The sequence below is a fragment of the Paraburkholderia sp. BGA-UO-ETr-F21 genome (assembly GCF_059567925.1).
This window is the reverse complement of record NZ_JCAQOY010000040.1, coordinates 14,839-39,743: the sequence shown is the minus strand read 5'-3', so window position 1 is coordinate 39,743 and position 24,905 is coordinate 14,839. Positions and strand designations below refer to the sequence as shown.

22 protein-coding genes are annotated in these 24,905 nt (G+C 63.7%); 7 read left to right on the top strand and 15 right to left on the bottom strand.

Annotated features, from left to right (window positions below; translation table 11 throughout):
* Nucleotides 1–93: 93 nt before the first annotated feature.
* The 6 genes from AC57B1_RS32505 to yacG all read left to right on the top strand — a co-directional run bounded on the left by AC57B1_RS32505 (nt 94) and on the right by yacG (nt 5,476).
* Nucleotides 94–1,389, top strand: coding sequence for a GspE/PulE family protein (locus tag AC57B1_RS32505; RefSeq protein ID WP_408352228.1), 1,296 nt, complete (start codon nt 94–96; stop codon nt 1,387–1,389).
* Nucleotides 1,386–2,615, top strand: coding sequence for a type II secretion system F family protein (locus tag AC57B1_RS32500; RefSeq protein ID WP_496419807.1), 1,230 nt, complete (start codon nt 1,386–1,388; stop codon nt 2,613–2,615). The genes AC57B1_RS32505 and AC57B1_RS32500 overlap by 4 nt, the downstream gene beginning before the upstream one ends.
* A gap of 27 nt (nt 2,616–2,642) precedes the next feature.
* Nucleotides 2,643–3,593 (top strand): prepilin peptidase, encoded by a 951-nt coding sequence (locus AC57B1_RS32495; protein WP_408352232.1) that lies wholly within the window; start codon nt 2,643–2,645, stop codon nt 3,591–3,593.
* Between the two features lie 3 nt (nt 3,594–3,596).
* Nucleotides 3,597–4,199, top strand: a complete 603-nt coding sequence (coaE, locus tag AC57B1_RS32490; protein ID WP_496419806.1) for a dephospho-CoA kinase — start codon at nt 3,597–3,599, stop codon at nt 4,197–4,199.
* Between the two features lie 194 nt (nt 4,200–4,393).
* Nucleotides 4,394–5,149, top strand: coding sequence for a cell division protein ZapD (gene zapD, locus AC57B1_RS32485; RefSeq protein WP_091798841.1), 756 nt, complete (start codon nt 4,394–4,396; stop codon nt 5,147–5,149).
* A 129-nt stretch (nt 5,150–5,278) separates the two neighbouring features.
* Nucleotides 5,279–5,476: a DNA gyrase inhibitor YacG gene (gene yacG / locus AC57B1_RS32480; RefSeq protein WP_091798839.1), complete on the top strand. Its 198-nt coding sequence runs from the start codon at nt 5,279–5,281 to the stop codon at nt 5,474–5,476.
* 192 nt (nt 5,477–5,668) lie between these two features.
* On the opposite strand, the gene AC57B1_RS32475 is transcribed toward yacG, so the two are convergent.
* From AC57B1_RS32475 to secA, 4 genes are all read right to left on the bottom strand, one after another.
* Complete coding sequence (locus AC57B1_RS32475; RefSeq protein WP_408352236.1) at nt 5,669–6,094, bottom strand: NUDIX domain-containing protein; 426 nt, start codon at nt 6,092–6,094, stop codon at nt 5,669–5,671.
* 8 nt (nt 6,095–6,102) lie between these two features.
* Entirely contained in the window at nt 6,103–6,972 is an 870-nt protein-coding gene (locus tag AC57B1_RS32470) for an ATP-binding protein (RefSeq protein WP_091798833.1), read from the bottom strand.
* A 54-nt stretch (nt 6,973–7,026) separates the two neighbouring features.
* Entirely contained in the window at nt 7,027–8,268 is a 1,242-nt protein-coding gene (argJ, locus tag AC57B1_RS32465; protein WP_496419805.1) for a bifunctional glutamate N-acetyltransferase/amino-acid acetyltransferase ArgJ, read from the bottom strand.
* Nucleotides 8,269–8,419: 151 nt separating this feature from the next.
* A complete protein-coding gene (gene secA, locus AC57B1_RS32460) occupies nt 8,420–11,230 on the bottom strand; it encodes a preprotein translocase subunit SecA (RefSeq protein WP_091798827.1) in 2,811 nt (936 codons plus the stop codon).
* A 291-nt stretch (nt 11,231–11,521) separates the two neighbouring features.
* Between secA and AC57B1_RS32455 the strand changes: the two genes are divergently transcribed.
* Nucleotides 11,522–12,007: a DciA family protein gene (locus tag AC57B1_RS32455; protein WP_408301129.1), complete on the top strand. Its 486-nt coding sequence runs from the start codon at nt 11,522–11,524 to the stop codon at nt 12,005–12,007.
* Between the two features lie 69 nt (nt 12,008–12,076).
* On the opposite strand, the gene lpxC is transcribed toward AC57B1_RS32455, so the two are convergent.
* The 11 genes from lpxC to mraY all read right to left on the bottom strand — a co-directional run bounded on the left by lpxC (nt 12,077) and on the right by mraY (nt 24,894).
* Nucleotides 12,077–12,994, bottom strand: a complete 918-nt coding sequence (lpxC, locus tag AC57B1_RS32450) for a UDP-3-O-acyl-N-acetylglucosamine deacetylase (protein ID WP_091798821.1) — start codon at nt 12,992–12,994, stop codon at nt 12,077–12,079.
* Nucleotides 12,995–13,282: 288 nt separating this feature from the next.
* Nucleotides 13,283–13,786: a peroxiredoxin gene (locus AC57B1_RS32445; protein ID WP_012434415.1), complete on the bottom strand. Its 504-nt coding sequence runs from the start codon at nt 13,784–13,786 to the stop codon at nt 13,283–13,285.
* Nucleotides 13,787–14,054: 268 nt separating this feature from the next.
* Complete coding sequence (ftsZ, locus tag AC57B1_RS32440; protein ID WP_091798815.1) at nt 14,055–15,251, bottom strand: cell division protein FtsZ; 1,197 nt, start codon at nt 15,249–15,251, stop codon at nt 14,055–14,057.
* 163 nt (nt 15,252–15,414) lie between these two features.
* The gene (gene ftsA, locus AC57B1_RS32435; RefSeq protein ID WP_007180311.1) at nt 15,415–16,647 is read right to left on the bottom strand and encodes a cell division protein FtsA; all 1,233 of its coding nucleotides are present in this window, start codon (nt 16,645–16,647) and stop codon (nt 15,415–15,417) included.
* A 27-nt stretch (nt 16,648–16,674) separates the two neighbouring features.
* Nucleotides 16,675–17,427, bottom strand: coding sequence for a cell division protein FtsQ/DivIB (locus tag AC57B1_RS32430; protein ID WP_496419804.1), 753 nt, complete (start codon nt 17,425–17,427; stop codon nt 16,675–16,677).
* Between the two features lie 24 nt (nt 17,428–17,451).
* Nucleotides 17,452–18,393, bottom strand: a complete 942-nt coding sequence (locus AC57B1_RS32425) for a D-alanine--D-alanine ligase (protein ID WP_496419803.1) — start codon at nt 18,391–18,393, stop codon at nt 17,452–17,454.
* 1 nt (nt 18,394) lies between these two features.
* Nucleotides 18,395–19,798, bottom strand: coding sequence for a UDP-N-acetylmuramate--L-alanine ligase (gene murC, locus AC57B1_RS32420; protein ID WP_496419802.1), 1,404 nt, complete (start codon nt 19,796–19,798; stop codon nt 18,395–18,397).
* Nucleotides 19,798–20,913: an undecaprenyldiphospho-muramoylpentapeptide beta-N-acetylglucosaminyltransferase gene (murG, locus tag AC57B1_RS32415; RefSeq protein ID WP_496419801.1), complete on the bottom strand. Its 1,116-nt coding sequence runs from the start codon at nt 20,911–20,913 to the stop codon at nt 19,798–19,800. The genes murC and murG overlap by 1 nt, the downstream gene beginning before the upstream one ends.
* Entirely contained in the window at nt 20,910–22,187 is a 1,278-nt protein-coding gene (gene ftsW, locus AC57B1_RS32410; RefSeq protein ID WP_408352240.1) for a putative lipid II flippase FtsW, read from the bottom strand. The genes murG and ftsW overlap by 4 nt, the downstream gene beginning before the upstream one ends.
* Complete coding sequence (gene murD / locus AC57B1_RS32405) at nt 22,184–23,698, bottom strand: UDP-N-acetylmuramoyl-L-alanine--D-glutamate ligase (protein WP_496419800.1); 1,515 nt, start codon at nt 23,696–23,698, stop codon at nt 22,184–22,186. The genes ftsW and murD overlap by 4 nt, the downstream gene beginning before the upstream one ends.
* 26 nt (nt 23,699–23,724) lie before the next feature.
* The gene (mraY, locus tag AC57B1_RS32400; RefSeq protein WP_012434424.1) at nt 23,725–24,894 is read right to left on the bottom strand and encodes a phospho-N-acetylmuramoyl-pentapeptide-transferase; all 1,170 of its coding nucleotides are present in this window, start codon (nt 24,892–24,894) and stop codon (nt 23,725–23,727) included.
* Nucleotides 24,895–24,905: the final 11 nt, after the last annotated feature.

Here is a 24,905-nt window from a genome sequence, read left to right as displayed (position 1 = left end):
CGCCATTAGCCGAATGGCCGAATGGCGGCGCCCGCCGCCGTACCGGAAGATGAAGCCGTCCGTGTTCTACAGGCGGCTCATCACCGGTCCCTCATGCAAGCTTCGATTCAACCCGCAACGCCGTCGCCGCGTCCCATCTCAAGCGCTCACGAGAACGCTGCCCAGGCAAAGCCGAAGGCATTCGCACGCGACGCTGGCACCGCAAATTTCGCCAGTTCCGAGGACGCCCCCGCCGTGCGTCTGCTGACCGACACGTTGCAGGAAGCCACCCGCCGCAACGCGTCGGACCTTCACATCGAACCGGCGGAACACGGCTGGCGCGTGCGCTTGCGTATCGACGGCGTGCTGCACGAGATCCCGCGGCCGCCCGCGCATCTGCGCGATGCCTTCATTACTCGCGTGAAGGTGCTCGCTCGCATGGATATCGCCGAGCGGCGCGTACCGCAGGACGGGCGGCTGCGCATTTCCACCTCGCCCGGCCGCGTCGAGGACTATCGCGTCAATTCGCTGCCTACGCTGTTCGGCGAAAAGCTCGTACTGCGAAGACTCGATGCGCTGCCCGCGAATCTTTCTCTCGACTCGCTCGGACTCGATGCGCGCCAACGCGCAACTGTCGACGCCGCGATTCGCGCGCCGCACGGCCTCGTGCTCGTCACGGGGCCGACAGGGAGTGGCAAGACGCTGTCGCTCTATTGCTTCCTGAATCTGCTCAACGGCGAGGCGCGCAATCTGTGTTCCGTGGAAGATCCCGCTGAGATCCAGTTGGCCGGTATCAATCAGGTCAGCGTGCGCGAGAAAGCCGGCCTGACCTTCGCGGTGGCGTTGCGCGCCTTTCTCCGCCAGGACCCCGACGTCATCATGGTTGGTGAAATTCGCGACGAAGAGACCGCCGACGTCGCGGTGAAAGCCGCGCAAACGGGCCACCTCGTCCTGTCGACGCTGCATACGAACGACGCGCCCGCTGCAGTCGCGCGCCTGATCGATATTGGCGTAGAGCCATACAACCTCGCGGCCGCGTTGCGGATGGTGACCGCACAACGGCTGGTGCGGCGCCTCTGCGCTGCGTGCCGCGTGCCTGCGCCGCAGTCGGCGGCGGCGCTTCGGGCAGCGGGCTTCGGTGAGCATCAACTCGACGGCTGGCAGCCGTTCGCCGCCTGCGGATGCGCGGCGTGCCACGGCATCGGCTATCGGGGCCGCGTCGGCGTTCATCAGGTGATGCCCGTTTCCGATGCGATGCGCGAGTTGATCGTGGCCAGCGCCGGCACGCACGAACTCGCGCGGCTCGCGCAGACCGAACAGGTGGCCACCCTGCGTGACGCCGCGTTGGCGCGTGTGCGCGACGGCACTACCAGTCTCGCCGAAGCACTCGCCGCCACCGAGGTCGCATGAACCTGGCCACGACCCATCGACCGTTGCCCGCCGACACGCGTTTCAAATGGCGCGGCGTCGACGCCAACGGCGTGCGAAAAAGCGGCGCGCTGATTGCGCCGGACGCAGCCACCGCACGCACGCTCCTCAAACGCGACCATCTCTTTGTCATCGAGTTGACGGCGCATGGCGCCGCACCTCGCCCGACCGCACGCGCAGCGGACATCACGCTATTCACCCGGCAACTCGCCAGCCTGCTGCGCGCCGGCCTGCCACTCGCGCCCGCGCTGGACCTGCTCGCACAAGCGCAGACTTCTCGCCATCAGGGCATGCCGCGGATCGTCGGCGCTTTAGCGCGCGACATTACCGGCGGGCTGCGTTTTTCGGCGGCGTTGCAGCGGCATCCCGCGCAGTTCAACGCGCTGTACTGCCAGCTCGTCGAAGTCGGCGAGGCAGCAGGCGCGCTCGCAGCCGTCCTCGCTCGCATCGCCGAGGACCGCGAACGCGCCGCCGCGCAGCGTGCGAAAGTGCGCGCGGCACTGACCTATCCGGTCGCGATACTCGTGCTGGCCATAGCGATTACCGCCGCATTGCTCGTGTGGGTCGTGCCGACCTTCAAGCAGATTTTCGACGGCTTCGGCGCCAGACTGCCCGCGCCGACGCAATTCGTGCTGGCGTTGTCGTCCGGCGTGGCGCGTTGGAGCATACCGGCACTCGCCATGACTTTCGCCACCGGTTCGGCAGTGACATTTCTGCTGCGACGTTCCGAAGCGGCGCGCATCCGGTTCGCGCGCGTATCGCTGACAATACCGGTTGCCGGCCCGCTGCTGCGCACTCTGTGCGCGGCTCGCTGGAGCCGCGCGCTAGGCACGTTGCTATCGGCCGGCACACCGCTGGCCGACGCATTCGACTCACTGACTCACGCCACCGGCAACGCCTTCTTCGACCGCGCCACCGTGGAAATCGCCGCGCGGCTGCGGCGCGGCGAACGGCTCGCGGCCGCCATGCGCGGGGCGCGCTGCTTCCCGCCCGAGGTCGTGCAACCGATTGCGGTTGCCGAGGAGTCCGGAGCACTCGACACCATGTTGATCGACGTAGCGTCGCTCGCCGATCGCCAGGTAGACGAGAAGATCGGCACGCTGTCGAGCCTGTGCGAGCCGCTCGTCATCATCGTGCTGGGCGCGCTGGTCGGCGGCCTCGTGATCGCGATGTATCTTCCCATTATTCAACTCGGCAACGTGGTGTAGGATCGCAGCCGAATCCATCCCTTATCCATGCGGGCGACAACTCTTCTCGTGCCAGACACCTCTTCCAGCCTGCTGCCGGGCTTACTGCCCGGCCGTATCGATCATTTCGCAACCGGTCTCGGTTTCGCGTTCGGCAGCTTGCCCACGGGCCTGCAGATCACGTTTGCCATCGTGTTCGGCCTCGTGATCGGCAGCTTCCTGAACGTGGTCGTGCATCGGCTGCCCATCATGCTTGAACGCGCATGGCGAGCGGAAATCAGCGAGGCCGCCGGTGAACCGATGGAACAGGACGGCCTGCCGGCGCGCTACAACCTGTGGGTGCCGCGCAGCGCGTGCCCTCACTGCGGCCACGTATTGAGCGCGTGGGAAAATCTGCCGGTGCTGAGTTACGTGCTGCTGCGCGGGCGCTGTTCCGCCTGCAAGGCGCGTGTGAGCCTGCGCTATCCGTTGCTCGAAATCGCTAGCGCGGGGTTCGCGGCCGGCTCGCTTGCACTGTTCGGCCCAACCCTCACGGCGCTCGCAGCCTTCGGACTGTGCGCGGCGCTGCTCGCCATGAGCGCGATCGACATCGACACCCACCTGCTGCCCGACTCGTTGACGCTGCCGTTGCTGTGGGCCGGCATCATCGTCAACTTCAACGGCATGTTTGCGAATCTCCACGACGCGGTGCTCGGTGCGATCTTCGGCTACCTGGTGCTGTGGGTTGTCCATTGGCTGTTTCGCCTGGTGCGCGGCGTCGAAGGCATGGGTTACGGCGATTTCAAGCTGCTCGCGGCGCTCGGCGCGTGGCTCGGCTGGGCGGCGCTGCCGCAGATCGTGCTGATCGCGGCGGTGGCCGGCGCCGTAGTCGGACTGCTGGCAACATGGCGTGGCCGCATGCGCTTCGAAGAGCCGTTGCCTTTCGGGCCGTTCCTCGCGGCAGGCGGCGCACTGACGCTGTTTCTCGGCACACCGCTTTATCTGGCTCTGGGAGGCTGAAGCATGTTCGTTGTGGGACTCACCGGTGGCATAGGCAGCGGCAAATCGACTGTCGCCGACCTTTTTGCGGCGCACGGCGTGCCGCTGGTCGACACCGACCTGATCGCGCATCGCATCACCGCGCCGCATGGCGTGGCGATGCCGCAGATCGCCACCGAATTTGGCGAGGCGTTCGTCGCCGCTGACGGCTCGCTCGACCGCGCCCGCATGCGCACGCTCGTATTCAGCGACGACAGCGCGCGCAAACGCCTCGAGGCCATCACGCATCCACTGATTCGTGCGGAGACCGAACGTGAGCAGCGCGAAGCCCAAGGGCCTTATGTGATCGTGGTAGTGCCGCTGCTGGTCGAGTCCGGCAGTTGGAAAACCCGCGTAAATCGCGTGCTGACGGTCGATTGCAGCGTGGAAACGCAGATTTCGCGCGTGATGAGCCGCAACAATTTCAGCCGCGAACAGGTGCTGGCGATCATCGCCCGCCAGGCCACGCGCGAAGCACGCCTCGCCGCAGCCGACGACGTGATCGACAACGACAACACGCCGCTCCACGCGCTCAAGGCGCAAGTCGACGCGCAGCATCGCGTGTATCTGTCGCTTGCCGGAGCATGAGGCCGGCGCGTCACCTCGGGAAATCCCGGTTGAACTTCACAGCGACGCGCATGCCAAAAGCGCGTTGAAAACCGCCTGAAACACGTGAAAAATGTTGCGAATGCGCGCTGAAAAAGTGCGTGATTGCTAGGGTAGTCTCACGGCATTAGAATGTTCTGCATTCCCGTCACCGACCACGCCCGAGGCGAGCCCGCTTGATCCTTTACGAGTATCCCTTCAACGAGCGAATCCGGACGCTGCTGCGCCTCGAAGATCTGTTCGAGCGCTTCACGTTCTTTCTGACTCAGGAAGACGCCAGGGAACATCACGTCGCACTGACCACGCTGTTCGAAATCTCAGAGGTTGCGGGTCGCGCGGATCTAAAGTCGGATCTGATGAAAGAACTCGAGCGCCAACGGCAAACACTGGCGCCGTTTCGCGGCAATCCGGGAATCGAGCAGAACGCGCTCGAGGCCGTGCTCGGCGAGATCGAGCAAACGCTCGCGGGGCTTTCGCAGATGCAAGGCAAAACCGGCCAGCACCTTGCGGACAACGAATGGCTCGCCAGTATCCGCAGCCGCGCGATCATTCCGGGCGGCACCTGCAAGTTCGATTTGCCGTCCTACTATGCCTGGCAACAGATTCATCCCGATCAGCGCCGCCAGGACATCGCCAAGTGGGTGACGCCGCTGCTGCCGCTGCGCGACGCGGCCACCATCGTTCTGCGGTTGGCGCGTGAATCCGGCCAGGCGTCCAAGGTCATGGCCATGCAGGGCAGCTATCAGCAAATGCTGTCCGGCCGTTCGTATCAATTGATGCAGGTGCGGGTGGCGCCGGAATTGCGCGTGATCCCCGAGGCCAGCGCCAACAAGTACATGCTGTGGGTGCGCTTTACCGTGCAGGACGGCGATCTGCGTCCGCGCGCGGTAGATGTCGACGTACCGTTCCAGCTCACGCTTTGCAGCCTGTAACCAGCAGCGCTCACAAGTCTGTCATGTTTGCCGGGTAAATCCGGACCGAAGGAAGGGCACGCCTTTAAAGCGGCGAGAAATGCCCCTATATTCGTTACTTATTCCGTTTGCGATTGACTGCCTGACCGTATGCCTACTGTCGTCAAATGCCCCACTTGCGGAAAGGACGTCCGCTGGACACCTGAAAACCGCTTCCGCCCGTTCTGCTCTGACCGCTGCAAGCAGATCGATCTCGGCGCCTGGGCCGCTGAGAAGTACAAGATTGGTGGATCCGAGCAGGAAGCGTCGTCGGACGAGACGCCTGGCGGGGATTACAGCGCGCATTGAAGGTGGCACGCTGTCCACGTCGCGTTGTTCGGGTCGCGCGGACCGGTGCCGCGTTGACCGGGTCGTGCGGTCCGGTCACGCTGACCGGCTCCGTTAGCGCAACGCCTACGACGGCGCGCGCAGCCTGACTGAGCCTGCCAAGGGTAGCGCGCCTCAGCCAGGCGCACAGCGTTTTCCCCTTCTCTTTCCCTGTCAGTTCTTTTCCGCCGCCAGCCACTCCAGCACGGGAATGGTCGCCGGCAAGAGCGGCTCGACATCCGCAGGCAGCGTCTGCCAGACAAAAGCCTGACCTTCGCGGCCGTGCGGTTCGCCGGACCACTGCGTCACCTTGCAGAAAAAGAGCCGCACGTAGGCGTGCGGGTAATCGTGTTCGAGCGTGTGCCACAGATGGCTTGCCGTCACGTCGATACCCAGTTCCTCGTGCAACTCACGGGCGAGCGCTGCCTCGACCGACTCGCCCACTTCCAGCTTGCCGCCCGGAAACTCCCAGTACCCCTCGTACGGCTTGCCGGCCGGGCGCTGCGCCAGCAGATAACGCCCATCGGGTTGAACCAGCACGCCGACGGCGACTTCCGTCACCTTGCGGCCTGCGGCGTTCTTCTGCGTGTCGTCGCTCATGCCGGGGCTCACGCTGAGGTCTTGCGGCCGGACCAGTCGCGCGCGAACTGCCACGCGACACGTCCTGAACGCGAGCCGCGCTCCAGTGCCCACACCAGCGCATCGCCGCGCGCCGCTTCGATTTCGGCGTCGTCGCAGCCAAAATGCCGCAGCCAGTGGGCGATGATCGACAGGTAGTCGTCCTGCTTGAACGGATAGAAGCTGACCCACAGCCCGAAACGCTCGGACAGCGAGATCTTCTCTTCCACCAGTTCGCCAGGGTGAATCTCGCCGTCGGACGTGTGCTTGTATGTCTCGTTGTCGCTCATATACTCGGGCAACAAATGACGGCGATTCGACGTCGCGTAAATCAGCACGTTGTCCGACTGCGCAGCGATCGAGCCGTCGAGCGCGACCTTCAGCGCCTTGTAGCCCGATTCGCCGTCTTCGAACGAGAGGTCGTCGCAGAACACAACGAAGCGCTCCGGCCTCTGCGCGATCAGGTCGACAATATCGCCGAGGTCGTGCAGATCGTCCTTGTCCACTTCGATCAGACGCAGGCCGTCTTTTGCATAGGCGTTCAGACACGCCTTGATTAGCGACGATTTTCCGGTGCCACGGGCGCCCGTCAGCAGCACGTTGTTGGCCGGCTGCTTATGCACGAATTGACGCGTGTTCTGCTCGATCAAGCCTTTCTGGCGATCAATGTTCTGCAGGTCGTCGAGCGTGATCGCCGAGATAGCCGGCACCGGTTGCAGGTAACCGCGCCCCTGGCGCTTGCGCCAGCGGAAGGCGACTGCGGCCGACCAGTCGATATCCGGTGCGGCGGGCGGAAGCATGGCCTCCAGGCGGACGAGCACGGCTTCGGCCCGCGTCAGAAACTGTTCGAGTTTGTCCATGGCTGTGTGGAGAGCGGCCCGCAGGCCGCCTTAAAACCCCAATGAGAAACCTGGTTACGAACGATAGTCGGCGTTGATGCTCACGTAGTCGTGCGAGAGGTCGCAAGTCCAGATCGTGGCTTGCGCATCGCCGCGCCCGAGTACGACACGAATGCCGATCTCGCTCTTTTTCATGACGCGCTGGCCGTCTTCTTCACGGTAGGCCGGATTGCGGCCGCCGGCAGTGGCAACCAGCACGTCGTCCAGATACAGATCGATCTTGCCGACGTCGAGATCGTCCACGCCGGCATTGCCGATGGCCGCGAGAATGCGGCCGAGATTCGGGTCCGATGCATAGAAGGCCGTCTTCACGAGCGGCGAGTGGCCGATCGCATACGCGATCTGGCGGCATTCGCCGACGCTCGAGCCGCCTTCCACCTGCACGGTCATGAATTTGGTCGCGCCTTCGCCATCGCGCACGATCAGTTGCGCGAGAGTCTGGGCGACTTCGGTCACCGCGTCGCGCAGCGCTGCATAAGCGGGCGAATCGGTGGACGTGATCGCCGGCAGGCTCGATTTGCCCGACGCGATCAGGATGAACGAATCGTTGGTCGACGTATCGCCATCGATCGTGATGCAGTTGAACGACCGATCCGCCACGTGCTTGACCAGCGCATCGAGCACCGGCTGGGCGACGGCGGCGTCGAACGCGAGGAAGCCCAGCATGGTCGCCATGTTCGGCTTGATCATGCCGGCGCCCTTGCTGATGCCGGTCAGCGTGACCGTGTGGCCCTCGATCGTGACATGGCGCGACGTGGCCTTGGGCAGCGTGTCGGTGGTCATGATCGCCTGCGCGGCGTCGTACCAGTTCGCTTCCTTGCGGTTGGCCAGCGCAGCCGGCAGACCCGCCTTCAGACGATCGACCGGCAGCGGTTCCAGAATCACGCCCGTCGAAAACGGCAGCACCTGTTCCGGCGTAATGTCCGCCAGACGCGCAAGCTCAGCGCAGGTTTCGCGCGCCGCCACGAGGCCCGGTTCGCCCGTGCCCGCGTTCGCATTGCCGGTGTTGATCACCAGCGCGCGAATCGGCTTGCCGCCTGCGCGCACGCGTTCCAGATTCTCACGGCACACCGTGACGGGCGCCGCGCAAAAGCGATTCTGCGTGAACACGCCGCCGACCGTGGCGCCTTCGCCCACGGAAATGACGAGCACGTCCTTGCGGTTCGGCTTGCGGATATTCGCCTCTGCCCAGCCAAGCGAAACGCCGGCGACGGGGTGGAGTTGAGCGGGATCGATCGAGGGGAAATTGACAGCCATGGTCGCGACCTGTCGAAGAAAATGCCGGCAGGCGCCGGCATCGAGGGAAACGGAAACTGATGGCCCGGGCATGTTGCCGAACCACCGCGAAATCAAGACAAAGTACCGCGTAAAACGACGCGGCGCGCCTCTGAGCGCGCCGCCTTCGGCATTACACGATCTTGCCGTGGCACTGCTTGTACTTCTTGCCGCTGCCGCACGGGCACGGGTCGTTACGGCCGACCTTCGGCACGTTGTCCGCGCTCACGTTCGCTGCCACCGGTTGCGACGAGCCGTGGCTCATCGCGTCGCCGATCATGGCGGCCGTGGCCGCCTCAGCGGCAACCGGCGCCGCCGCTGCGGCTTCGGCAAATTCAGCGTGGCGGAACTCGACGTTTTCGAGGTGGCTGCCCTGCTCTTCCAGCTGTTCAGCGGCCTGTTCCAACTGTTCCGGCGACTGGATCTGCACGTTCATCACCACGCGGGTGACTTCGAGCTTCACGGCGTCGAGCATCGCGGCGAACAGTTCGAACGCCTCGCGCTTGTATTCCTGCTTCGGGTTCTTCTGCGCATAGCCGCGCAGATGGATGCCCTGGCGCAAGTGATCGAGCGCGGCCAGATGTTCGCGCCAGCTGCGGTCGAGCGTTTGCAACATGATCGAGCGTTCGAACGCGCTGAACGACTCGCGGCCGACCAGTTCGACCTTCGCTTCATAGGCTTCGTCGGCGGCGGCTTCAACCGCTTCTAGAATCTCGTCTGCGCTGATCGAGTTCGACTCGTTGATCATTTCCTGGATCGCGAGGTCGAGCTGCCATTCGTTGCGCAGCACCTCTTCCAGCTCGGGCACGTCCCACTGTTCTTCAATGCTGCCTGCCGGCACGAACTGGTGGACGATATCGGCGATCACACTCTGGCGCATCGCACCGATGGTCTCGGTGATGTCGTTCGCTTCGAGCAATTCATTGCGCTGCTGATAGATCACCTTGCGCTGATCGTTCGACACGTCGTCGTATTCGAGCAATTGCTTGCGAACGTCGAAGTTGCGTGCTTCCACCTTGCGCTGCGCCGATTCGATGGAGCGCGAGACGATGCCTGCCTCGATCGCTTCGCCTTCCGGCATTTTCAGGCGGTCCATGATCGCGCGCACGCGGTCGCCGGCGAAAATGCGCAGCAGAGGATCTTCCAGCGACAGATAGAAGCGCGACGAACCCGGGTCGCCCTGACGGCCGGCACGGCCGCGCAACTGGTTGTCGATCCGGCGCGATTCGTGACGCTCGGTGCCGATAATGTGCAGACCGCCCGCGGCCTTCACCTGATCGTGCAGCGCTTGCCATTCGTCGTGCAGCTTCTGGATGCGGCGCTGCTTGTCGTCTTCGGCCAGCGTTTCGTCCAGTTCGAGGAACGACGCCTGCTTTTCCGCATTACCGCCCAGCACGATGTCCGTACCGCGGCCGGCCATGTTGGTGGCGATCGTGATGCGCTTCGGACGGCCGGCTTCAGCGACGATCTCCGCTTCACGCGCGTGCTGCTTGGCGTTCAGCACTTCGTGCGGCAACCCGGCCTGCTTCAGCAGATGCGACAGCAGCTCGGAGTTTTCGATCGACGTCGTGCCGACCAGCACCGGCTGACCGCGCTCATAGCAATCGCGGATGTCGCGGATCACCGCGTCGTAGCGTTCCTTGGCGGTCTTGTAGATCTGATCCTGCTTGTCGATCCGCTTGGGCGGACGGTTGGTCGGGATCACGACCGTTTCGAGACCGTAGATCTCGTTGAATTCGTACGCTTCCGTGTCCGCCGTACCGGTCATGCCGGACAGCTTCGCGTACATACGGAAGTAGTTCTGGAACGTGATCGACGCGAGCGTCTGGTTCTCGCTCTGAATCTTGACGTGTTCCTTCGCCTCGACCGCCTGGTGCAAGCCGTCCGACCAGCGGCGGCCCGACATCAGGCGGCCGGTGAATTCGTCGACGATCACTACTTCGCCGTTTTGCACCACGTAATGCTGGTCCTTGAAGAACAGCGTGTGTGCGCGCAGCGCGGCGTACACATGGTGCATCAGCGTGATGTTCTGCGGCGCGTACAGGCTTTCGCCTTCACCGATCAGGCCCCACTCGGCGAGCAGGCGCTCGGCCTTTTCGTGGCCCGATTCCGTCAGGAACACCTGGCGGCCTTTTTCGTCCAGCGTGTAGTCGCCCGGCTTTTCGACGCCGGTGCCGTCCGCTTTCTCTTCGCCGATCTGGCGTTCGAGCAGCGGCGGCAGCGCATTCATGCGCACGTAGAGTTCGGTGTGATCTTCGGCCTGGCCGGAGATGATGAGCGGCGTACGGGCCTCGTCGATGAGGATCGAGTCGACCTCGTCGACCACCGCGAAATTCAGGGCTCGCTGCACGCGCGCGTCGGTCTCGTAGACCATGTTGTCGCGCAGGTAGTCGAAGCCGAATTCGTTGTTGGTGCCGTACGTGATGTCTGCCGCATAGGCTTGCTGCTTGGACTCGTGGTCCATCTGCGACAGATTGATACCGACCGACAGCCCGAGGAAGTTGTACAGACGCGCCATCCATTCGGCGTCGCGCTGGGCGAGGTAGTCGTTGACAGTAACCACGTGCACGCCGCGGCCCGACAGCGCATTCAGGTACACCGGCAGCGTGGCGACGAGCGTCTTGCCCTCACCGGTGCGCATTTCGCCGATCTTGCCGTAATGCAGGACCATGCCGCCGATCAGCTGCACGTCGAAGTGGCGCATTTTCAGCACCCGCTTGCTCGCCTCGCGGCACACGGCGAAGGCTTCCGGCAGGAGCTTGTCGAGCGACTCGCCGCTCGCGACGCGCTGGCGGAATTCACCCGTTTTGGCGCGCAGTTGATCGTCCGTCAATTGCTCGATCTGCGGCTCGAGCGCATTGATCGCCGCGACGGTCTTTTGATATTGCTTGACTAGCCGCTGGTTGCGGCTGCCAAAAATCTTCTGTAGAAAACCGGTGGTCATCGGATCGGTGTCTGCGTCGCGGCTTCGGCTGGGTCGCACCGTGCGGGTCGTGCACGTGCGCTCCGGGGTCGGAAGGGCCTCGGCGGCTTAGTCCAAGAGTGAATTCGAATCGGGCATTTTAGCACGCGCCCCCGCCCACGCCTGTGTCAGCGAAGCGACGGCGGCCGGGCCTCCGAAGCCCGCCGCAGCGGCCCCGGACAGTCCGCATTGAGGCCGGCCTGCGTGCATCCCGCGCGGTACAATCGCGGCGTGAACGCGCATTGGGTGCGAACACGCCGCTACCCACCGAACATGAGCCGCTTTCCTTCCTTTTCAAGGCCGCCGCCCCAGCAGTTCAAGGCGCGCCGCCCGCAGCCGGTCGCCGAGGTGCTCAACCGCACGGACGCGTTCGCGGCCCTGCGCGCGGGCGTCGAGCAGATTGCGGCGCTGGAGAAGGATTTGCGCGCGCTTCTGCCCGACTATCTGGCAACGAGCGTCGAGCCCAGCTTTATCAAGGAAGGCGTGCTGGCGCTGTTCGCCGGCCATAACGCGCTGGCGGCACGTCTCAGGCATCTGGAGCCGCGGCTGCTGTCGGATCTGCAGCAGCGCGGCTGGCCGGTCAATGCACTGCGCATTCGAGTGCGGCCGCAGCCGGTCAAGGAGCCGCCGCCGGTCAAGCAGGCGCGCATGACGCCGGCCGGCGCGGACGCGCTCCATGCGCTGAGCGAATCGCTCGCGCCGTCGCCATTGCAGGAAGCCTTGGCGAAAATGGCGGCCCGGCATCGGAGAAATCGCTGAGCGAAAAAAAGCGGCCCGTCAGGGCCGCTTACTTTTCATGCACTCGCCGCGGACATTTCCGCGAAAGCGTTAGGCAAACGCCGTCTGCGTTTCGTAGGCAAATCCGCGCGGCGCTTTCTGCGTATCGTCGAAGGTGACGATTTCGTACGAATCTTCATGCGCCAGCAGTTCGCGCAGCAGCGCGTTGTTCAGGCCGTGGCCCGACTTGTACGCGTTGTACGACGCCAGCAGCGGATGACCCACCACATACAGGTCGCCGATCGCGTCGAGCATCTTGTGCTTCACGAACTCGTCGTCGTAGCGCAGGCCGTCGTTGTTCAGAATCCGGTACTCGTCGAGCACAATCGCGTTGTCCATGCTGCCGCCGCGTGCGAGACCCAGTTCGCGCATCATTTCCACTTCATGCGCAAAACCGAAGGTGCGGGCACGCGCGATTTCGCGCACGTAAGACGTATTGGCAAAATCCACTTCCAGCGCCTGACCGGTCTTATCCACAGCCGGGTGACGGAAATCGATCGTGAATTTGAGCTTGAAACCGAAATACGGGTCGAGACGCGCGAATTTATCGCCGTCACGAATTTCGACCGGTTTGGTGACCTTGATGAATTTCTTCGCCGCGTTCTGCTCTTCAATCCCTGCCGATTGAATCAGAAACACGAACGAACCGGCACTGCCGTCCATGATAGGAATTTCTTCGGCGGTGACGTCGACATAGAGATTGTCGATGCCAAGACCGGCGCAGGCGGACATCAGATGCTCGATGGTCGAGACGCGCGCGCCGTCTTTCTGCAAAACGGAAGCCAGACGCGTATCGCCAATCGCCATCGCCGACGCGGGAATGTCCACCGGCGTAGGCAGATCCACGCGCGAAAACACGATGCCCGTGTCCGGCGCGGCCGGACGGAGCGTCAGTTCGACCTTACGGCCCGAGTGCAGGCCGATGCCGACTGTCTTGACGATTTGTTTGATTGTGCGCTGCTTCAACATGGTGATCTTCTATTCGATTGAAAATCCCAATCGGGACTTTTTATTCCATAGCGCGAAGTATACTCCAATACCCTAAGGAGCGTCTTTGCGCGGAACGTATCAATCTGTTTCGCTACGTTACCCTCGGGCGCCCGTCAGGGAAGCGTGACGGGCCGATGTCCCGGAACGGAGGCGTTTCCGGTCATCGGCCCGCGTAACGGCCTGTCACAAAAGCGTCTTATCGACCGTTGCCCAGTCACAACGCGCGTACCGCGCATGCACCAAGGCGAAGGCCACGACGCCGCGTGCTTAGCTCAACGTAGCGAGAATACTCCCTGCATCGCTGACTTCGAATTTGCCGGCAGCCTCGACGTTCAACGTCTTGACCACGCCGTCGTCGACAACCATCGCGTAGCGCTGGGAACGGATTCCCATGCCGCGCGCCGACAAATCCTGCTCGAGACCGAGCGCTCGTGTGAAAGCCGCACTGCCGTCCGCCATCATGCGCACCTTGCCCGAGGCGTGCTGATCGCGTCCCCACGCGCCCATTACGAACGCGTCGTTGACGGACACGCACCAGATCTCGTCGATGCCAAGCGCGCGCAACTGCTCGGCATGCTCGACATAACCCGGTACATGTTTGGCTGAACAGGTCGGCGTGAACGCGCCCGGCAATCCGAAGATCACCACGCGCTTGCCCGCCGTCTGCTCGCGCACGTCGAAGCTGTTAGGCCCGATCGTGCAGCCCGCCCGCTCGTCTTCGATCAACTCGAAGAGCGTTGCGTCGGGCAGCTTGTCACCTGCTTGAATCATGCTCAGTCCTTTGCATCGATGCGAAGCACACTCGCACGTCGTCGTGTCGCAGTGAAAAATCCGGCGTGGGCACCCACCACTGCATGCTCCGCCGTCCGGCGACAGTCGCCCATTCCGCTTCGCGAAACCGAAGAGGGCAGTTGTCCTTGCCGCGAATCTTCAAAGATACGCGACTTGTTTGCCGTTCACCCGCCACGCTCGTGCATTCGTCCGCCAACGCTGCACTGCTCGACAAACGCAGCGCGGCAACGAAAGCCTGCTCGTGCGCTCAGTCCGCCTGCTTGCGCAGGAATGCCGGAATGTCGTACGTGTCGACGCCCTTTTCCTGCAGCGCCTGCACATGCGAAGCGGCCGTATCGCGCGAGGTGCGCCACACTGCCGGCGTATCCAGCGCGCCGTAGTCGGCGGTGCTCGCGTGCGACGTTTGCGGTGCGTAAGCAGCGTGCGCGTTGATCGGCTGGTTGTCGGTGCCGGTGCGCAGCAGCGTCATCGGTGCCGATTGCTGCTTCTTCGCCGCACGGCCCAGACCCGTTGCCACGACCGTCACGCGCAGCGCGTCGCCCATTGCATCGTCGTACACCGCGCCGAAGATCACGGTTGCGTCTTCTGCGGCATAGCTCTTGATGGTGTTCATCACTTCGCGCGTTTCCGACAGACGCAGCGAACGGCTCGACGTGATGTTCACCAGCACGCCACGCGCGCCCGACAGATCCACACCTTCCAGGAGCGGGCTGGCGACAGCCTGCTCAGCAGCGAGGCGTGCGCGATCGACGCCGGCAACCGTCGCCGTGCCCATCATCGCCTTGCCCTGCTCGCCCATCACCGTCTTCACGTCTTCGAAGTCGACGTTCACCAGACCGTCGACGTTGATGATTTCCGCGATGCCGGCAACTGCGTTGTTCAGAACGTCGTCTGCGCACTGGAAGCACTTGTCCATCTCGGCGTCATCGCCCATCACCTCGAACAGCTTGTCGTTCAGGACGACGATCAGCGAGTCGACGTGATCCTCCAGTTGCTGCGAACCGGCTTCCGCGACGCGCATGCGCTTGCCGCCTTCGAATTCGAACGGCTTGCTGACCACGCCAACGGTCAAGATACCCATTTCCTTGGCGATTTGCGCAACCACGGGTGCTGCACCCGTGCCCGTGCCGCCGCCCATGCCGGCCGTGATGAAGACCATGTGCGCGCCGCGCAGTGCATCGGCGATACGCTCACGTGCTTCTTCCGCTGCGGCGCGGCCCATTTCCGGCTTCGCGCCGGCGCCCAGACCCGTGTTGCCGAGCTGGATCACCGCGGAGGCGCGCGAACGCGACAGCGCCTGCGCGTCCGTGTTCATCACAATGAAGTCGACGCCTTGCACGCCTTTGTTGATCATGTGCTGAACGGCATTGCCGCCAGCGCCACCTACTCCGATCACCTTGATGATGGTGCCGTTCGTTTCGGTTTCCAGCATTTGGAAATCCATGATGCCTCCGTCAAGATAAAAATTTACAGCCACTTCGGCCGTTATTCGGCAGGAGATCGGGCAACCCCCTGTCGCGCGCCGGCCGCCGGCACCAGCGCGTATTCCTAAAACCCGGTTGAAACCTGTTCGACAACCCGTTCTGTGCAGCGGTGCTACGAATGCTTTAGAAGTTGCCGAGGAACCAGTCCTTCATGCGCGTGAACACCTGGCCCATCGAGCCCGACTGCACCGCCACCTTGCGGCCGCGCATGCGTTGCGAGCGTCCTTCGACGAGCAGGCCCATCGCCGTCGAGTAGCGCGGGTTGCGCACCACGTCGGCGAGACCGCCCGCGTATTCCGGCACGCCGATGCGCACCGGCTTCAGGAAAATGTCCTCGCCGAGTTCGACCATGCCGAGCATCATCGACGCGCCGCCGGTCAGCACCACGCCGGAGCTCAGCAGTTCCTCGTAACCCGACTCGCGCACCACCTGCTGCACGAGCGAAAACAGTTCTTCGACGCGCGGCTCGACCACCGCCGCCAGCGCCTGGCGCGACAGCGTGCGCGGGCCGCGCTCGCCGAGTCCCGGCACTTCGATCATTTCGTCCGGATCGGCCAAAGCCTGCTTGGCGATGCCGTAATCCACCTTGATGTCTTCCGCGTCCGGCGTCGGCGTGCGCAGCGCCATGGCAATGTCGCTCGTGATCTGGTCGCCGGCGATCGGAATCACCGCCGTATGCCGGATCGCGCCTTCGCTGAAAATCGCGATGTCCGTCGTGCCGCCGCCGATATCGACCAGCACCACGCCGAGTTCTTTTTCGTCTTCCGTCAGCACCGCGAGCGACGACGCCAGCGGCTGCAGAATCAGATCGTTCACTTCGAGCCCGCAACGGCGCACGCACTTCACGATGTTCTGCGCCGCGCTCACCGCGCCGGTGACGATATGCACCTTCACTTCGAGACGAATACCGCTCATGCCGATCGGCTCGCGCACATCTTCCTGACCGTCGATGATGAATTCCTGCGTCAGGATATGCAGCACCTGCTGATCGGTCGGGATGTTGATCGCCTTCGCCGTTTCGATCACGCGCGCCACATCCGTCTGCGTGACTTCCTTCTCCTTGATCGCCACCATGCCGCTGGAGTTGAAGCTGCGGATATGGCTGCCGGCAATTCCGGTAAATACGTTGGTGATCTTGCAGTCGGCCATCAGCTCGGCTTCTTCGAGCGCGCGCTGAATGGACTGCACGGTGGCTTCGATATTCACCACCACGCCTTTCTTGAGCCCCTTCGATTCGCTCTGGCCGAGGCCGATCACCTCGTAGTGACCTTCGCCCTTCAACTCGGCGACGATAGCCACGACCTTCGACGTCCCGATGTCGAGGGCGACCAGCAGATCTTTATAGTCTTTACTCATAGCGTGCTCATTGCGTGTGATGTCCGTTTACTTCTTGCCCTTGTCGGGTTCGCTGATGAAGCGCATGCCAGCGGCACGAATCGCGAAACCGTTCGGATAGCGCAAGTCCGCATACTCGATATCCTTTCCCCAACGTTGCGTCACCGCGTGCCACGCCGCGGTCAGGCGGCGGCTCCGATCGAGCAGCGTGTCCTGATTGCGTTCGCGCCCAAGTTCCACCTGCGTGCCGTTCGAGAGCTTCACCGTCCACGCGTAGCGCGGCGACAGCGTCACTTCTTCGGGCGTCGCGCCCAACGGCGCGAACCATTTCTGAAAATCGTGATAGCGCGTGACCACTTCTTTTGCCGTGCCGTCCGGACCGTCGAAGGCGGGCAGATCCTCTTCGAGCTCGCCCTGATTCGCCGTGAACAACTCGCCGTCCACGCTCACCAGCTGATCGCTGCCCCACGTCCCCAGCGGTTTGTACTCCTCGAGCGTGACAGCCAGCGCATTCGGCCAGACGCGCCGCACGCTCGCATGACGCACCCACGGCATCTGCTCGAACGCCTGACGCGCCACGTCGAGGTCCACCGTAAAAAAGTTGCCCTTCAACCGACCCACGACACCCGCGCGCACCGTCGGCGAATTGATGTGCTCGGTATCGCCGTCAATCTGGATTTCACGCAGCGCGAAATTCGGGCGCTGGATCAGCCAGTAACCGCCTGCCGCCAGCAGCACGAGCACCAGCAACACATGCAATGCGTTGGCGGCGAAATTGAGCTGGCGAACGTTGTTCCACATGGAGTTGCTTTCGGGTCGCCCCGGTTAGTCCTTAAGCGTCAGCGCCAACACGCCGACAACCAGTTCCTGATAGCCGATGCCCACCGCGCGCCCCGCTTTCGGCGGCAGCGAGTGATCGGTCATGCCGGGCGCCGTGTTCACTTCGAGGAAATACGGCTTGCCGTCGGCGTCGAGCATGAAATCCGCCCGGCCCCAGTCGGTGCAACCGAGCACGTCGAAGGCGCGGCGCGCCAGCACCTTCAGATGCGCTTCCTCGTCCGCCGCCAGACCGCACGGGATCAGATACTGCGTGTCGTTCGCGATGTACTTCGCGTGATAGTCGTAAAACTCGCCGGCCGGCACGATGCGGATCACCGGCAGATCGAGATTGCCGGCAATGCACGCGGTGTATTCGCCGCCGCCCTCGATGCTCTTTTCGACCACCACGATCTTGTCGAACTTGACCGCTTCGAGCAGCGCGGCCGGCAGTGCGTCGGCGCTCTTCACCTTGATCACCGCGACGCTCGAACCTTCGCTCGCCGGCTTCACGAAGAGCGGCAAACCGAGCTTGGCGACGATCTCTTTCGCGCGCGCTTCGTAGTCGTCGCCGCGCAGCACCGCTTCGAACGGCGGCGTCGGAATGCCGAGCTGCTGCCACACGAGCTTGGTGCGGAACTTGTCCAGACCGAGCGCCGAGCCGAGCACGCCGCTGCCCGTGTACTTGATGCCGTAAAAGTCGAGCGCGCCCTGAATCTGGCCGTTCTCGCCGTAGCCGCCATGCAGCGCGTTGAACGCGCGCACGAAACCCTCTTCCTTCAACGCGGCGAGCGGACGCTCGGCCGGATCGAACGGATGCGCGTCGATACCGGCGTCGCGCAGACCTTGCAACACGAGACGCCCGGAATTGAGCGACACCTCGCGCTCCGCGGAATTGCCGCCGAGCAAAACTGCCACTTTGCCGAATTGTTTAGGGTCGATACTGCTCATCTCACACCTTCGTTTCCTGAGCGAGGCGACCCGGCACACCGCCGATCGAACCCGCGCCCATCGTGATCACCACATCGCCGTCGCGCACAATCGCTGAGAGCGCGTCCGGCACTTCGTCCACCGTATCGACAAACACCGGTTCGACCTTGCCCGCCACACGCAGCGCACGCGCGAGAGCACGGCCGTCCGCGGCGACGATCGGCGACTCGCCGGCCGAATAGACTTCGGTCAGCACGAGCGCGTCGACGGTCGACAGCACTTTCACAAAATCCTCGAAGCAGTCACGCGTGCGCGTGAAGCGGTGCGGCTGGAACGCCAGCACCAGACGCCGGCCCGGAAATGCGCCGCGCGCCGCCGCCACCGTGGCCGCCATTTCGACCGGGTGATGACCATAGTCGTCCACCAGCGTGTAGGCGCCCAACGCTTTGCCTTCGGTGAAAACCGGCACTTCGCCATAGCGCTGGAAGCGTCGGCCCACGCCGTTAAAATCCGCCAGCGCTCGCTGGATATCGGCATCTTTCACTTCAAGTTCAGTCGCAATTGCAATTGCGGCCAAAGCGTTCTGCACGTTGTGCTCGCCCGGCAGGTTCAACACGATGTCGAGCGGCGCGGCATCTTCACGCATCGCGGTGAAATGCATCTTGCCGCCGAGCGCTTCCACATTGACCGCGCGCACTTGCGCATCCGGCGCGAAGCCGTAGCGGATGATCGGCTTCGACACGAACGGCAGGATTTCCTTCACGTTCGGATCGTCGACGCACAGCACCGCGATGCCGTAGAACGGCAGACGGTGCGTGAACTCGATGAACGCCTGCTTGAGCCGCGCGAAGTCGTGGCCGTAGGTGTCCATGTGATCGGCGTCGATGTTCGTGATGACTTCGATCACCGGGAACAGATTCAGGAACGACGCATCCGACTCGTCGGCTTCCGCGACGATGAAGTCGCCCGTGCCCAGGCGCGCATTCGCGCCCGCACTGATCAGCCGGCCGCCGATCACGAAGGTCGGGTCGAGTCCACCCGCCGCGAGCACGCTCGCCACCAGCGAGGTGGTCGTGGTCTTGCCGTGCGTGCCGGCAATCGCAATGCCCTGCTTCAGGCGCATCAGCTCCGCGAGCATCACCGCGCGCGGCACGATCGGAATGCGCCGATGACGCGCGGCCAGCACTTCCGGGTTGTCGCTGCGCACTGCCGTGGAAACGACCACTGCATTCGCGCCTTCGATGTTCTCCGCCGCGTGACCGATCGCGATCCGCGCGCCGAGTGCGGCGAGGCGATCGGTGATCGCGTTGCTCGACAGATCCGAGCCGCTCACCTGATAGCCGAGATTGACCAGCACCTCCGCGATGCCGCTCATGCCGACACCGCCGATGCCGACAAAGTGAATATGTTTGACGATGTGTTTCATTACTTTCCTTCTGGGCTCGCGCCCGAAATCGAACCCGCCACGGTCGCGCAAATCTGCGCGACTTGCTCCGTGGCGTCGGGTTTCGCGAGCGAGCGCGAACGCTCCGCCATTTCCGCGAGAGTCTCCCGCGTCTGGCTGCGCAACCAGTCGGCGAGGGTTTCCGCCGACAGATCGCGTTGCTGCACGACCAGCGCCGCGCCGTTATCGGCGAGAAACGCTGCATTAGTGGTTTGGTGATCGTCTACCGCATACGGGAACGGCACGAACAGCGCCGCCACGCCTACTGCCGAAATCTCTGAAACCGTCATCGCGCCGGAGCGGCAAATCACCAGGTCCGCGTTTGCGTAAGCGCTCGTCATGTCGTCGATGAACGGCACGAGTTCGACGTCGGCGCCCGCTTGGAGACCCGCCGCCGCGTAGTTCTCGCGCAGCGCCTCGATGTGCTTCGCGCCCGCCTGATGCACGATGCGCGGACGCTCGTTCGGCGCCAGCAAAGCCACCGCGCGCGGCACGACTTCATTCAATGCCGCCGCACCCAAACTGCCGCCCACCACCAGCACATTCAACGGACCGCTGCGCTGCGCGTAGCGTGCTTTGGGTGCAATTGCGCGCGCAAGTTCCGCACGAATCGGGTTTCCTGTCCATTCGCCGTGCGGCAGTGCATTCGGGAACGCAACCAGCACGCGTTTGGCGACTTTCGCAAGCACCTTGTTCGCGAGACCGGCAATCGAATTCTGTTCATGCAGCACGAGCGGACGGCCGCACAATGCGGTCATCAGGCCGGCCGGAAACGTGATGTAGCCGCCCATGCCGAGCACGACGTCCGGCTTAACGCGGCGCAGCACACTCAAGCTTTGCGTACATGCGCGCAGCAGATTCAGCGGCAGCATCAGCTTGGTCTTCAGGCCCTTGCCGCGCAGCCCGCCAAAGCGCACGTATTCCATCGGGATACCGTGCTTCGGCACCAGCGTTGCTTCCATGCCCGCGGGATTGCCGAGCCATACGACCTTCCAGCCCCACGCCTGCATCAGATGAGCGACCGCGAGCCCCGGGAACACGTGTCCCCCGGTGCCACCGGCCATCACCATCAGCGTGCGTTGCGGCAGAGCGGTCATACCTTTCCTCCACGCATCAGCACCCGGTTCTCGTAATCGACACGCATCAGCACGGCGACAGCCACACAGTTCAGCAAAATGCCGGAGCCGCCATAACTGACGAGCGGCAACGTGAGACCTTTGGTCGGCAGCAAGCCGAGGTTCACGCCCATGTTGATGAAGGTCTGCGCGCCGAACCAGATGCCGATGCCCTTCGCCACCAGACCCGCGAACGTGCGGTCGAGCGCGAGCGCCTGACGGCCGATCTCGAACGAGCGGCGCACGATCCAGTAGAACATCAGGATCACGACCAGCACGCCGACAAAACCCAGTTCCTCGCCGATCACCGCGAGGATGAAGTCGGTATGCGCTTCCGGCAGATAGTTGAGCTTCTCGACGCTGCCGCCGAGTCCCACGCCGAACCACTCGCCGCGCCCGAACGCGATCAGCGAGTGCGTCAATTGATAAGCCTTGCCCTGCGCGTAACGGTCGTCCCACGGATCGAGGTACGCGAAAATCCGCTCGCGACGCCACGGCGACGCCCACACCAGCAGGCTGAATGTACCGACCGCGGTCGCCACCAGACCACCGAACAGCTTGCCGTTCACGCCGCCGAGAAACAGCAGACCCATCGCGGTCGCCGCGATCACCATGAACGCGCCCATGTCCGGCTCGAGCAGCAGCAACGCACCGACGAGGCCCACGGCGACTGCCATCGGCAAAAAGCCTTTGGCAAAGCTGTGCATGTATTCCTGCTTGCGCACGGTGTAATTCGCCGCGTAGATCGCCACCGCGAGCTTCATGATTTCCGACGGCTGCATGTTCGTGATGCCGAGCGGAATCCAGCGGCGCGCGCCGTTCACGCCCTTGCCGACGTGCGGGATCAGCACGATCACCAGCGCGACCAGCGAAATCAGAAACAGCTTGGGCGCGTACTTGTCCCACGTCGCGATCGGAATGCGGAACGACACGATGCCGACCACCGCGCCCATCACCACGAAGATGATCTGGCGCACGAGGAACGCGTAGTCACGGTACGACGCATACTTCGGCGAATCGGGCATGGCGATCGACGCCGAATACACCATCACCACACCGAGACCGAGCAGCGCGACGACCACCCACAGCAGCGAGTGATCGTAGTCGAGCATGCGCGAGCGCAGCGGACGCACGCCGTTGACGGCGCTCGCAAGACCACTGCCGCCCGAGCGGCCGCCGGCGCGAGCCGAAGCGCCCGAAGCACCCGCGTCTCCCGCAGCGGCCTGACGTGAACCGAAACGCTCCGACCAGCTCATATCATCGTCCCCCGTTCGGCCGCGATGTCTTCCACCGTGCTGCGGAACACCGCGGCGCGATGCGCGTAACCCTTGAACATGTCGAAGCTCGCGCAAGCCGGCGAGAGCAGCACGGCGTCGCCCGGTTCCGCGAGCGCGGTTGCGGCGCGCGTCGCTTCTTCGAGCGTGGCGTGGTCCGTTATGGCAATGCCGGTGTCTGCCAGCGCGGCGCGGATTTGCGGCGCGTCGCGGCCGATCAGCATCACCGCGCGGCACCAGCGCATGACCGGCGCGGCGAGCGGTTCGAAATCCTGACCCTTGCCGTCACCGCCGGCGATCAGCACGATGCGCTGCGCCAGACCGTCGAGCGCGGCGACCGTCGCGCCGACGTTGGTGCCCTTGCTGTCGTCCACATAGTCGATACCGTCGATCGACGCGATCAATTCCACGCGATGCGGTTCGCCGTGATATTCGCGCAGACCGTGCAGCAGCGGCGCGCCCGGCAGGCCGACCGCGCGCGCGAGCGCGTAAGCGGCGAGCGCATTGGCCGCGTTGTGCAAGCCGCGAATGCGCAAGGCGTCGGCCGGCATCAGGCGCTTGAGCGCGATGTTCGGCGGCGTCACGACTTCGTTCTTGCGGCGGCGCTTCGGCACCGGTTCGTCGCTCGCGTCGCGGTCATGCGCTTCGACGAGCCAGATCATGCCGTTGTCGCGCAGCAAGCCGTAGTCGCCGTCGTTCTTCGGCTCGGTGACGCCGAATGTGACCACCTCGGCTTCGCTGTCTTCGGAAGGCGCGAGCTTCATGACGCGCGAGTCGTCGCGATTCAACACGCGCACGGTTTGTGTACCAAAGATGCGGCCCTTCGCGGCAGCGTATGCATCGAGACCGCCGTGCCAGTCGAGGTGATCCTGGGTGATGTTCAGCACGACCGCCGCGTCGGGCGTAAACGTGTGCGCGGTTTCTAGCTGGAAGCTCGACAGCTCCAGCACCCACACATCCGGCAACGCGGTGTTATCGATCGCTTCCGTTAGCTTGTCGAGCAGCGCCGGGCTGATATTGCCCGCCACCGCGACCTTCTTGCCCGCGCGTTCGCACAGCAGGCCGGTGAGGCTCGTGGTCGTGGTCTTGCCGTTGGTGCCGGTGATGGCGATCACTTTCGGCGCATAGCCGCTTTCGCCGAGCGACTTCAGTGCCTGGGAGAAGAATTCGAGTTCGCCCCACACGGGGACGCCCTGCTCGCGCGCCGCCGAGATTAGCGGCAACAGATCGGCGGCAAGCGGCGACAAACCCGGGCTGATGGCGACCAGTTCGATACCTTCGAGCAGTGCCGGCGAAAACGGGCCGCCGACGAATGCGGCGTCGATGCCGTGCGCTTCCAGCGCGTGCAGGTTCGGCGGCACCTCGCGCGTATCGGCCACACGCAGCCGACAGCCGTGCCGCGCGCACCAGCGCGCCATAGCGAGACCGGATTCACCCAGTCCCAGCACGAGCACCATCGGCTTTTGCCGATCCCGAAACTTCTCGCCGAACATCGCCTGCTTCCTTAATGACCTGCTGCTTAACGCAGTTTGAGCGTGGACAAACCAAAGAGACACAACATCAGGGTGATGATCCAGAAGCGCACGACCACCTGCGTTTCTTTCCAACCCGACAATTCGAAATGGTGATGCAGCGGCGCCATCTTGAAGAGACGCCGCCCTTCACCGAAACGGCGCTTGGTGAATTTGAACCACGTGACCTGCAACATCACGGAGAGCGTCTCCGCGACGAAAATGCCGCCCATGATGAAGAGCACGATTTCCTGACGCACGATCACCGCGACCGTGCCGAGCGCGCCGCCGAGCGCGAGCGCGCCGACGTCGCCCATGAACATCTGCGCCGGGTGCGTGTTGAACCAGAGGAACGCGAGTCCCGCGCCGCCCATCGCCGAACAGAAGATCAACAACTCGCCCGCACCGGCGATATGCGGAAACAGCAGGTATTTCGAATAGACCGAGCTGCCCATCACATACGCGAACACACCGAGCGACGCACCCACCAGCACGACGGGCATGATCACGAGCCCGTCGAGACCGTCGGTGAGGTTGACCGCGTTGCTCGCACCGACGATCACCAGATACGTCAGCACGATGAAGCCCCACACGCCGAGCGGATAGCTGATCGACTTGACGAACGGCAGCATCAGGTCGGCGTGGGGAGGCAGGCCCATCGAGAGGCCGCTCCTCACCCACGCCATGAACAGGTCGAACACGCGCACATTGCTCGCTTCGGACACACTGAATGCGAGATACACGGCAGCGAACAGACCGATCACCGACTGCCAGAAATACTTTTCGCGCGACGACATACCGCGCGGATCCTTGTAGACCACCTTGCGGTAATCGTCGACCCAGCCGATCACACCGAAACCGAACGTGACCAGCATCACGATCCAGATGAAGCGGTTGGTCAGGTCGGCCCACAGCAACGTGGCCACGGCGATGCCGAGCAGAATCAGCACACCGCCCATGGTCGGCGTGCCGGATTTCACGAGGTGAGTTTGCGGACCGTCTTTACGAACGGCCTGACCGACCTTCATGGCCGTCAGCTTGCGAATCACCGCCGGGCCGCAGACGAGCCCGATCAGCAGCGCGGTGATGGTCGCCATCACCGCACGGAAAGTCAGATAACTGAACACGCGCAAGAAGCTTGCGTCATTCTGCAGCCATTGCGCCAGCGCCAGTAGCATGCTTCGGTCCT